Source organism: Sphaerospermopsis kisseleviana CS-549, assembly GCF_028329225.1.
Classification (GTDB): Bacteria; Cyanobacteriota; Cyanobacteriia; order Cyanobacteriales; family Nostocaceae; genus Sphaerospermopsis; species Sphaerospermopsis kisseleviana.
Window position 1 is genome coordinate 1 of the sequence record NZ_JAQMTI010000015.1, and the last position, 10,348, is coordinate 10,348.

Annotated in this window: 13 protein-coding genes; 8 read left to right on the forward strand and 5 right to left on the reverse strand. The window is 40.9% G+C overall.

Annotation, left to right across the window (positions count from 1 at the left end):
• Positions 1–96 precede the first annotated feature (96 nt).
• Complete coding sequence (locus tag PN497_RS00735; RefSeq protein WP_409349307.1) at positions 97–537, forward strand: DNA adenine methylase; 441 nt, start codon at positions 97–99, stop codon at positions 535–537.
• Positions 538–769: 232 nt separating this feature from the next.
• Positions 770–1,825: an anthranilate phosphoribosyltransferase gene (gene trpD, locus PN497_RS00740; RefSeq protein WP_096566213.1), complete on the forward strand. Its 1,056-nt coding sequence runs from the start codon at positions 770–772 to the stop codon at positions 1,823–1,825.
• Here trpD and PN497_RS00745 read toward each other — a convergent pair.
• Positions 1,755–2,813 carry a retropepsin-like aspartic protease family protein gene (locus PN497_RS00745; protein WP_096566215.1) on the reverse strand — a complete coding sequence of 353 codons (1,059 nt, stop codon included), beginning with the start codon at positions 2,811–2,813 and terminating at the stop codon, positions 1,755–1,757. The genes trpD and PN497_RS00745 overlap by 71 nt on opposite strands.
• 297 nt (positions 2,814–3,110) lie before the next feature.
• On the opposite strand from PN497_RS00745, the gene carA reads away from it, so the two are divergent.
• From carA to PN497_RS00770, 5 genes are all read left to right on the forward strand, one after another.
• Positions 3,111–4,268, forward strand: coding sequence for a glutamine-hydrolyzing carbamoyl-phosphate synthase small subunit (gene carA, locus PN497_RS00750; RefSeq protein WP_096566217.1), 1,158 nt, complete (start codon positions 3,111–3,113; stop codon positions 4,266–4,268).
• A 265-nt stretch (positions 4,269–4,533) separates the two neighbouring features.
• Positions 4,534–4,890: an STAS domain-containing protein gene (locus PN497_RS00755; protein WP_190347592.1), complete on the forward strand. Its 357-nt coding sequence runs from the start codon at positions 4,534–4,536 to the stop codon at positions 4,888–4,890.
• A gap of 302 nt (positions 4,891–5,192) precedes the next feature.
• On the forward strand, positions 5,193–5,672 hold the full coding sequence (locus PN497_RS00760; RefSeq protein WP_187041429.1) for a Mini-ribonuclease 3: 480 nt from the start codon (positions 5,193–5,195) through the stop codon (positions 5,670–5,672).
• Positions 5,673–5,768: 96 nt separating this feature from the next.
• Positions 5,769–6,740, forward strand: a complete 972-nt coding sequence (gene rlmB / locus PN497_RS00765; protein ID WP_096566223.1) for a 23S rRNA (guanosine(2251)-2'-O)-methyltransferase RlmB — start codon at positions 5,769–5,771, stop codon at positions 6,738–6,740.
• Between the two features lie 88 nt (positions 6,741–6,828).
• A complete protein-coding gene (locus PN497_RS00770; protein ID WP_096566225.1) occupies positions 6,829–7,131 on the forward strand; it encodes a DUF1816 domain-containing protein in 303 nt (100 codons plus the stop codon).
• Between the two features lie 31 nt (positions 7,132–7,162).
• Here PN497_RS00770 and PN497_RS00775 read toward each other — a convergent pair whose 3' ends face one another.
• From PN497_RS00775 to PN497_RS00790, 4 genes are all read right to left on the reverse strand, one after another.
• A complete protein-coding gene (locus PN497_RS00775; protein ID WP_272109293.1) occupies positions 7,163–7,348 on the reverse strand; it encodes a hypothetical protein in 186 nt (61 codons plus the stop codon).
• Positions 7,349–7,564: 216 nt separating this feature from the next.
• On the reverse strand, positions 7,565–8,398 hold the full coding sequence (locus tag PN497_RS00780) for an alpha/beta fold hydrolase (protein WP_096572591.1): 834 nt from the start codon (positions 8,396–8,398) through the stop codon (positions 7,565–7,567).
• Between the two features lie 106 nt (positions 8,399–8,504).
• Positions 8,505–9,209, reverse strand: a complete 705-nt coding sequence (locus PN497_RS00785; protein ID WP_096566227.1) for a CAP domain-containing protein — start codon at positions 9,207–9,209, stop codon at positions 8,505–8,507.
• Between the two features lie 78 nt (positions 9,210–9,287).
• Positions 9,288–10,034: a DsbA family protein gene (locus PN497_RS00790; protein ID WP_096566229.1), complete on the reverse strand. Its 747-nt coding sequence runs from the start codon at positions 10,032–10,034 to the stop codon at positions 9,288–9,290.
• A 143-nt stretch (positions 10,035–10,177) separates the two neighbouring features.
• On the opposite strand from PN497_RS00790, the gene PN497_RS00795 reads away from it, so the two are divergent.
• Positions 10,178–10,348: DUF2887 domain-containing protein (locus PN497_RS00795; protein WP_272109297.1), on the forward strand; the 171-nt coding region annotated here is incomplete at its 3' end.

The following is a 10,348-nucleotide window of genomic DNA, read 5'->3' on the forward strand; positions in this document are numbered from 1 at the left end:
AAGGATTTGAGGATGTCTTTGACAATCTTGGGAAATGAATTTATAATCATGATCAAATCAATATTTTGATATAGCTTGCTCAAATTTTAATATATTTTGGGCTATTTTTATCACAGATTTCTTAACATTCAACACTTCTGCCATTCATCAATAGAAAGACTAGAAAAATTAGCAGAAATTTTAACACCAGATATCAAAATTACAAACATAGATTACAGCGAACTATTAAAAGCAGAAGGTAAAGAAGTATTGATATTTCTAGATCCGCCATATTTAAGCAATAAAAACTCCAAATTATATGGAAAAGATGGAGATTTACATACTAAATTTGACCATCAAAAATTTGCAGATCATTTAAAAAACTGCCCTCACAAATGGTTACTCACCTACGACGACTCAGAAGAAGTACATCAAAACTTTACCTGGGCGAAAATTAGCCAGTGGGAACTACAATATGGCATGAACAACTATAAACAAAAAACAGCCGAAAAAGGACAAGAACTATTTATTAGTAACTACATCCTACCCAATACATAACTATCTCTTCTTCTCTTCTTCTCTTCCTTGGTGTCCTTCGGTGCTATGCCTTCGGCACGCTTCGCGAACGTGGTTCATTCTTGCAAACTTATTGTAGTAATAAAAAATAATCTTATAATTCTTTGCGCCTTTGCTCCTTAGCGTCTTTGCGCGAAACAAAAAACCTACAACTAAAACACAAACCCCCATTTTTCGGTAAAATCACACACAGCCTAATTACAAAACCCCGAAAATGACAAACTTACCAGATCCTAATATTTGGTCAAACCTACTTAAACAATTATTAGAACACCAATCATTATCCCGCACCCAAGCAGCAGAACTGATGCAAGGATGGATCAACGAAACCATCCCCCCAGAACTATCGGGAGCAATATTAACAGCATTGCACTTTAAAGGCGTTTCTGCCGAAGAACTCACAGGAATGGCAGAAGTATTAAAATCTTTATCTGTTCAAACTACACACGATAACAGCCAAAACCCCATCCCCCTAGTTGACACCTGTGGCACGGGTGGAGACGGCGCATCAACCTTTAATATTTCCACCGCCGTCGCCTTTGTTACTGCTGCTGCGGGTGTACCAGTCGCTAAACATGGTAGTCGTTCCGCCTCCAGCTTAACCGGTAGCGCCGACGTTTTAGAAGCTTTAGGAGTCAACCTCAACGCACCCAGCGAAAAAGTACAAGCAGCAGTGAAAGAAGTGGGAATCACCTTTTTATTTGCCCCTGGATGGCATCCCGCACTGAAAGCCGTTGCCCCACTGCGGAGAAATTTAAAAGTGCGGACAGTATTTAACTTGCTCGGACCCTTAGTAAACCCCATGCGCCCCACAGGGCAAGTAATAGGAGTATTTGATCCCAAACTAATCGAAACCATTGCCCAAGCATTAAACCATTTGGGAACAGAAACAGCAATTGTATTACATGGTAGAGAAAAATTAGATGAAGCCGGGTTAGGGGATATAACTGATTTAGCGGTTTTATCTGAAGGGAAAGTACAGTTAACCACCATCAACCCCGAAGCCGCAGGAGTCACACCAGCACCCATTACAGCCTTAAAAGGTGGGAATGTACAAGAAAACGCCGAAATTTTAACCAACGTCCTTAAAGGAAAGGGAACTCAAGCCCAACAGGATGCAGTGGCGCTAAATGCTTCTTTAGCGTTGCAGGTTGCGGGTGCAGTTCCCTTATTAAATCATGGTCAAGGTGTGACAGTAGCTAAGGAAATTCTACAAAGCGGTAGCCCCTGGAAAAAGTTGGATCAGTTAGTTGAATTTCTGGGGGATTAGATTCGTCTGAGTGGTGTTGGGGACGAAATTCTACAACATCCCGTTTGATGGTAACGTCATATTTACCAAAAAAATCATGTCCTAACAATCCCGTTTCCAATTCTGCACCAGCGATCGCCACAGGAACTTGATTAACCTTTACCCCACCCACTTCCATAGAATCAAGATAGCCAACCGGAAATTCCACACCCTTAGCACTCACAGTATTAGCTTTAGCAATAGCCACAGGCACAACACCTAAAGCCTGTGCTACATCTTGAGTAATTACAGAACCACTAGCGCCGGTATCCACAATCATCTCAAAACGCTGCCTACCATTAAAGGTAACTTCCACAATGGGAGTGCCACCAACTCGTCGTTTAATTGGTGCTATGAACACCAGATTATTATAGGCTGTAGTTTCCGCAGCCGGGAAAATCGGATCTGGAGGGGGTAGAGGTTGTACCTTGGCAACAGGAGTAGGAGTTGAATAACGTTGTATTTTGGGTTTTGTTTGGGGAACAGCCACAACTACCTGTTGATCAGGTGCTAGGGGAGATGCTAACCTACTGGAGTTAGCTTTTTGTTTAGCTAATTTAATTTGACCCTGGTATTCAGCAATTTTTCTTTGAGCAAAAGGAAAATTAGGACTGTCTCGCCCCACCTGTTTCAAGAGAGCGATCGCATCCTCAAACCTACTCGCCACCAGATGCCAATCATCTGGAGATTGAGCAGATTTACTGATACTCACAGCACCAGTAGCTTTATCCAGTGCCAATTCTAATGGACTGGTTTGTGTACTTTGTTCTAATTTTGGTTTTGGTTTGGCTGATAATGACGCTGGTTGCTTCATTGGCGGCTGTATCGCTGCCAAATTACCAACAGGTATAGATGGTTGACTACCACCAACCCCCGTTGTCTGTTTGTTGTCACTACAGGCAACATTCAAAACCACCAGACTACCGGAAACAAAAATTAGGGCTGCGCGGGATAAAGAAGACTCAAGCATAGTTACTTTCAGGTTAACCGCCCTGGCTCTCTCCAAGTGTACCGCCCCACACCAAAATATGCTCCAGGCTTTATGATTTAATTGGTTATTTGATATTTAACCCAAGTTGCTAGTGATAACTGTTTTTGTATAGCATAATAAACGGTCTTTTGTAGGTGATTCATGATTGGTGACTGGGAAAGACTTTTACCAATTACCAATTACCAATTACCAATTACCAATTACCAATTACCAATTACCAATTACCCATTCCCCATTCCCCATTCCCCATTCCCCATTCCCCATTACCTATTATTTATGTCTTTATCTGATGCAATACCCGCTTTACTTGTCTTAGCAGATGGAACAGCTTATCATGGTTGGTCCTTCGGCGCTATGGGAACCACTGTCGGCGAAGTAGTGTTTAACACCGGCATGACTGGATATCAAGAAGTATTAACAGATCCGAGCTACACAGGGCAAATTGTTATTTTTACATATCCCGAATTAGGTAATACTGGCGTTAACCCCGAAGATGAGGAATCAATTAAACCTCATGTCAAAGGAGCGATCGCCCGCAATATCTGTCACAAACCTAGTAACTGGCGCTCTACCCAATCTTTACCAGATTACCTCAAACAGCACCACATCCCCGGTATTTTCGGTATCGACACCCGCGCCCTCACCCGCAAAATTCGGATGTATGGCGCTATGAATGGTGGTATTTCTACATCTATACTAGATGAATCTGAATTATTAGAACTGGTGCAAGCTGCTCCCAACATGACAGGATTAAATCTGGTGCGGGAAGTCACCACCCCAGAAGTTTATGAATGGTCCGAAGCTACGACAGAAGTTTGGGAATTTAACCCAGAATCTGTAGCTAAGATTGGGGAAAAGTTCACAGTCGTTGCTTTAGACTTTGGCGTAAAACGCAATATTTTGCGGCGGTTGGCTAGTTATGGCTGTCGCGTGATTGTTGTTCCTGCCAATACACCAGCAGCGGAAATTCTTAAATATAATCCAGATGGGATTTTCCTCTCCAACGGACCCGGTGATCCAGCAGCAGTCACAGAAGGCATTAGTACCGTTAAAGCACTGCTAGAAAGTCAAAAACCCATGTTTGGTATTTGTATGGGACACCAAATTTTAGGTCATGCTTTGGGCGCAGAAACCTTTAAGCTAAAATTTGGGCATCGTGGTTTAAATCAACCAGCGGGTTTACAACAAAGGGTAGAAATCACCAGCCAAAACCACAGTTTTGCTATTGATCCGGATTCATTACCATCAGCAGTGGTAGAGGTTAGTCATCTGAACTTAAACGATCGCACTGTTGCAGGGGTACGTCACAAGTCTCTACCAGTGTTTTCTGTACAGTATCACCCAGAAGCTAGTCCAGGACCCCACGATGCTGATTACTTATTTGAGCAATTTGTGCTAGAAATTCAAACAGCACGTCAAACAGCGATCGCTTAAGTTAATCAACAATAAAAATGGGTAATGGGTAATGGGTAATTGGTAATTGGTAATTGGTAATTGGTAATTGGTAATTGGTAATTGGGTTATTTATCTTTTTCCCAGTCACCAATCCCCAATCCCCAATCCCCAGTCACCAATCACCAATCACCAGTCACCAATCACCAGTCACCAGTCACCAACCTAGACAACATAAGTCAAAACCATCTATACTTGAGCGTTTACTTTCAGTCAAGAGGACGAGGAGGGAGTTATTGCTGAACCACTGAATCTAACCGTAAGCCTGAGAGGTACTCGCGAAGTCCGGGATAGCTGCCAGCTATTCCGCCTCACAGGTCTGTTAGATGCTTTTTCTGAACCTACATTTCGCAAGGTACTGTCTGGAAAGATTGATGAAGGTCCAAAGCACATAATTCTGGATCTCTCACAAATCGACTTTGTTGATAGCTCTGGTTTGGGTGCGCTGGTACAACTAGCCAAGCAAGCTCAAACCGCCGAAGGCACTTTCCAAATTGTCACCAATGCCCGCGTTACTCAAACGGTCAAGCTTGTTCGCTTAGAAAAGTTTCTCGCCCTACAAACTACAGTTGATGCGGCTCTAGAAAACATCAAGTCGTCTTGATTGCTTGACCACAAAAAATCAATTTAGCTATCCCGATGAGCAGTAGGAAGGTGAGGAAGTTAAAGAAAATATGAAGAATATATTAATTCTCCATCTTCCTCATCTTTCCCAACTCCTCAAAATAGCCACTAGACCTATATTTTCAGACTCACCAATCTCCCCAATCAGGAATTTATATAGTTTTAAGTAATATTTGTTAGTGTTGAATATGCTCGGTGTGCTATGATGGCATACTGCACAAAAAATAAATGTTCGTAAAGATAATCTTCCCAATATTTAGTAGGTCAAGGAATGATGAACAGGTGAATCCCCAGGAGGAAGAAGCAAAAAATGGAGGAGATGAAACTGTAATGCAGTATTCATCTGACATTCCAGCATTGTTGGTAAACACGACGCAATTACCCCAACCATTATCCCAGGCACAAGTACAACAAATTTCTCCTTCTGCCTTAGCTTACTTGGGGGATGCAATTTACGAACTATATGTTAGGATGTTTTTCCTGTGGCCACAGCAAAGGCCAGAAATTTACCATAGTTTGGTAGTAGCGCAGGTCAGAGCAGAAACACAAGCCCTACATTTGCGATCGCTGACTCCTAATTTAACGAGTAAAGAGTTAGAAATTGTCCGCCGAGGTCGTAATGCAGCCGCAGGCCGTCCCAAACGACTAAATCCCGAAATTTATCAACAGGCAACTAGTCTAGAAACTTTAGTTGGCTATCTATACCTCACCGATTACCCCCGTTTAACAGAATTGTTACAAAAACTCCATCTAGAGAAATAGTGAGTAGCTCAATCTCTTGATAGGAAAATCATTTGTAACGGTTCATAAAATTGAGGGAATGTCAATGCTCACCTATTTACTAAACTCAATAATCCCATGACTAACCAACCAAGAAAAATTAATCACGCTGGTGAAGCAAAACGCGGACAACCTATAAAAATCAAGGGTAAACGCGTTATTGCTAATCCTATTCGTACTCAAAGCAACGCAGAAGTTAAACCCATATCTCGCAAACCGCGTCCATCTCGTCAATCTTCCCAACCCTTACCAGAGAGCAAATCCACAGAAGACAGTGATCTCATCTACGGTCGTCATCCTGTATTAAGCGCATTAGAAAATCAGCGCAATCTCAATCGGATTTGGATTACTGCTCGTCTGCGTTATGATCCGCGATTTCATAATTTAATTCTCCAAGCTAAGGATAATGGTACAGTAATTGATGAAGTCGAACCTAAGCGTTTAGACCAAATCACTCAAGGAGCTAATCACCAAGGTATAGCAGCGCAAATTGCGCCTTATGCCTACATGGAATTAGATGATCTGATTACTCAAGCAAAATCAGTCACCGATCCAGTGATTGTTGTTGCTGATGGTATCACTGATCCTCACAATTTGGGGGCAATTATTCGCACAGCAGAAGCCATCGGCGCTCAAGGTTTAGTAATTCCTCAAAGAAGGGCTTCTGGAATCACCTCAACTGTGGTTAAGGTGGCCGCAGGTGCTTTAGAAAACTTTTCTGTAGCCAGAGTCGTTAACCTCAGCCGCGCTTTGGAACAACTTAAAGAAGCTGGTTTTTGGATTTACGGAACAGCAGCCTCTGGTAGCGAACCTGTACATACAGTAAAATTCAATGGACCTATCGTTTTAGTAATTGGTGCTGAAGGTGAAGGTCTGAGTATGTTGACACAACGATCTTGTGATGTTTTAGTCTCAATTCCCTTACAGGGTAAGACTCCTAGCCTAAATGCCTCAGTGGCAGCAGGGATGGCGCTTTATGAAATTTATCGCCAACGGTCGTTAAATACCCACTATCTTGATAAATTACATACATTTTCTTTGAAAAAATAAACCTAAAAGAGTATAAAGAAATGTAAAACTGAATCTATCTAACATATTCTTTAATACCCAGTATCACGTTTATAAATTGGTGAAAACCATGAAAACTATTTGGCATAACCTTAAGGAAGGGCTGATTAGCTTATCTAACGGTCTAGGCTTGGCTTGGTGGGTTGAAATTGTCACCCAGAATCCTCGTTGCACCTACTACTTTGGTCCATTTTTAAGCTCGGTGGAAGCGACATCTGCCAGTAAGGGCTATCTAGAAGATTTAGAAAACGAAGGAGCGCAAGGAATTATAGTCAATGTCAAGCGTTGTAAACCTTATGTTTTAACCATTGCTGAAGACCTGGGGGAAAGGATTGACCGTAAAGTAAAGCCTGCCTTTAGCGGTCAAGTGTAATACAAATCTATAGGCTGTCATCGTTCCTGAGTTAATTTTGAGTTAATTCTGGGAACGATGGGCAACAATAGGTGACTGGGGACTGGGGACTGGGGACTGGGGACTGGGGACTGGGGACTGGGGACTGGGTAATAAATTTTATAAGAAAATGGGCTGAAAACCCTTGAGGTTGAGTTTTGGAGGGTGGCGGAAAAGTTTTAGCTATTTTGACTTTCAAACCTACCTTCCGCACCCTAAACTGTCACACAACGAAGATTGACCGTTTGGGGATTTGAGATTGGCGAACTGCTTGCAGCAGCGCTTCGCTATCGCTACGTAAGATTATTTCATTTACCCGTCTTCCTTGTCTGGTAAAGGATACAGAGTTTCCAAATAAGAAATTAATTTTGCACAGGTACTTACCAATTACCAATTACCAATTACCAACTACCAACTACCAATCACCAATTACCTCTGGATGTGCTGCTAACCAATGGTCAATATCCCAAAGTAACTGTTGGGGAATTTCCCAGGGGAAAAGGTGGGCGGTATTGGGGTAACATTGCCAATGAGAGTTTGTAAGGTGTTTTGCTGTTTCTAAGCTAGAATCAGCTGTAATGTGACGGTCTTCAGATCCAGCCAGTACCAAACTCGGACATGAGATTTTTTCCAAGTCTGAAAGTCGATTGTAACCTGATTTAATGGCGCTATAAAGAGCGCTAGTAGCATAGCTAGAGGTTTGTAAATAAGCTTGTAGGGCTTCCCTGGCAATGTAACCGTAAGCGGTGGGTGTATGTTGTTGAATTAAATAACGAAAGAGCGATCGCTTGCCAAAAGTTTCAATATTCCAAGACCAACCAGGTTTAATATAGTTTAATATTCCCGCTACACCAGTATAAAGATTATCTTGCCAAGAGATAGGCGGATGATTGCCCCAAGGTCTAGCTGAGGTGGCGATTAAAATCATTCCTGTGACTCGCTGTGGTAAACGCAATGCTAATTCCATCGCCAAAATGCCACCCAGTGACCATCCCAATACAAGGCATTTTTCTATCTGAAAACGGTCTAGGAGAGCTTCTAAATCGTCCAAATGGTCTTGCATATCAAAATTGATATTGCAGCGGCTTTTACCGTATCCGCGCAAATCTGGGGCAATGGTTTGAAAACGTTTTGATAGATGATGAGTAAAAACAGAAAGACTACGGCCAGAACCAGGATGTCCGTGTAAACCGAGTATGGGAAATCCTTGACCTTGGATGTAAACGTTAAGAGGTAATTTATAATTCATAGGGAATAGGGAATAGGGAATAGGTAATGGATAATGGGTAATGGGTAATGGGTAAAAGTCTTTCCCAGTCACCAGTCACCAGTCACCAGTCCCCAGTCACCAATATTTACCTTTCAATATAACCACCTGCATAAGTGATCACACACATTTGCCGATAGGATTTGTGAATACCAAAAGCAACACCAGCTACTTTAAAATCAGGGTTAAAAATATTGGTTCTATGACCCCGTGAGGGTACACCATCATCAATAATTAATTGCATGACGATATCTTGAGCAGTGTGAGAACCATAGCTGATATTTTCTCCTACTGTTTTTTGCCATTTACCATAGCGGTTGACGCGAGTAGAAGGATTGCTACCATCACTACCATCATGACCTAATGCACCTTTTGGACTTTGATCTTTGACGTGATCTCTAGCACCTAAAGACATTCCTTTAGATACAGTTAAAGCACTTACAGGACGGACTGATTTCAGAAAAGCGATCGCCTCATCAACAGCTTTTACACCTTCTTGGGTAATTAAATAAGTATTATTGGATATTCTAACTCGATTACCTTGAAAACGCCGACGATAGTTTTCTAAGATAGGTAGATATGAGCGAGGATTTGTTCTAACTTTGTTAGTTTCATCAATTACTTGTTGTTCCAAATTTGAAAGATAACTAGCTTTAGCTAACAAGTGGGAATTATCAGATTTGAATATTTCTGTCTTTGGTTGTTCTACAGACTGTTTAGATTCCTGCATTTGATGAGACAAACCACTTACCAAGGTGATAGGTAGTAATAACCAAAATTTCAATTTACTCATGGCGTTAATTCTGAGAATAATACTGAGGGTGGGCAATGCCCACCACAAAAAGGATAAAGTTAACTCATCGTTGCTATATTATTTCTCTACAGCCAAAATACTCTCAATTTCTGATAACTGAACAGGTCCAGTCACATTCTTGCTATTGATAATAAAAGAAGGTGTACCAGAAAGACCCAATTTATAAGCCATTTGTAAGTCTTGTTGAATTGCTTTATCTGCTAAATTGCGATCGCGTTTAAATTTTGCTAAGTCTAAATTGAGATTTTTCGCAATATCTAAATATAAACTTTCTCCCAGTTGTTTTTGATTCGTAAACAAAGCATCATGATATTGCCAAAATTTACCTTGTTGATATGCTGCCCAAGCTGCTTTAGCTGCTGGTAATGCTTGGTCATGAATTTGCACCAAAGGGAAATGTTTATAAACTAAGGTGAATTGATTGGGATATTTTGCTAAGAAATCTTTAAGAGTTTTATTTGCTTCGGCACAGTAGGGACATTCAAAGTCGGAAAACTCTATTAACACAGTTTTTAATTGTGTCGAACCTGTGGTGGGAGAATCACCAATTACACCTTTTGTATTTGTTCTTAAATCTTGTAAAAATCCCTGTCTTGCTTGTTGAACTTTTTGTTGCTGTTCTTCCTGATATGCTTGCACACTTTCGATAATTGCTTTGGGATTTCGACGGATAATTTCTAATACTTGCTGTTCTAGTTTGGGGTCAATTTTCATTTCAGCTTGGGCTGGAAGTGACCAGCTAATAGTCAAAAATATTAAGCTGGTAATTGCCAAAATGCGGAGTTTGTGAAAAATTTTCATCATGGTAATATCTTATGCGGATAGATAAACACTTTCTTAGATTACTAGATATTGGTGATAATGATAGCATGATACAAAAAAATTATTTTTGGTAATTTCGATGGGTATTTTTTAGGGTATAATATATTAAATATATATCATCAGTAATGCACACAGATACAATATTTTACCAGATTTTTCTCACTTTTCATACTCTTTTATTTGAGCTACTGGGAGAACCGACAGAAAAAGCAGAAGGTTACAAATTCACATCTGTAGAAGTGAAGGAAAAAGCCTTTAGATTTGATGGTATATTTATGCCAGATAGTGGAGAAAAA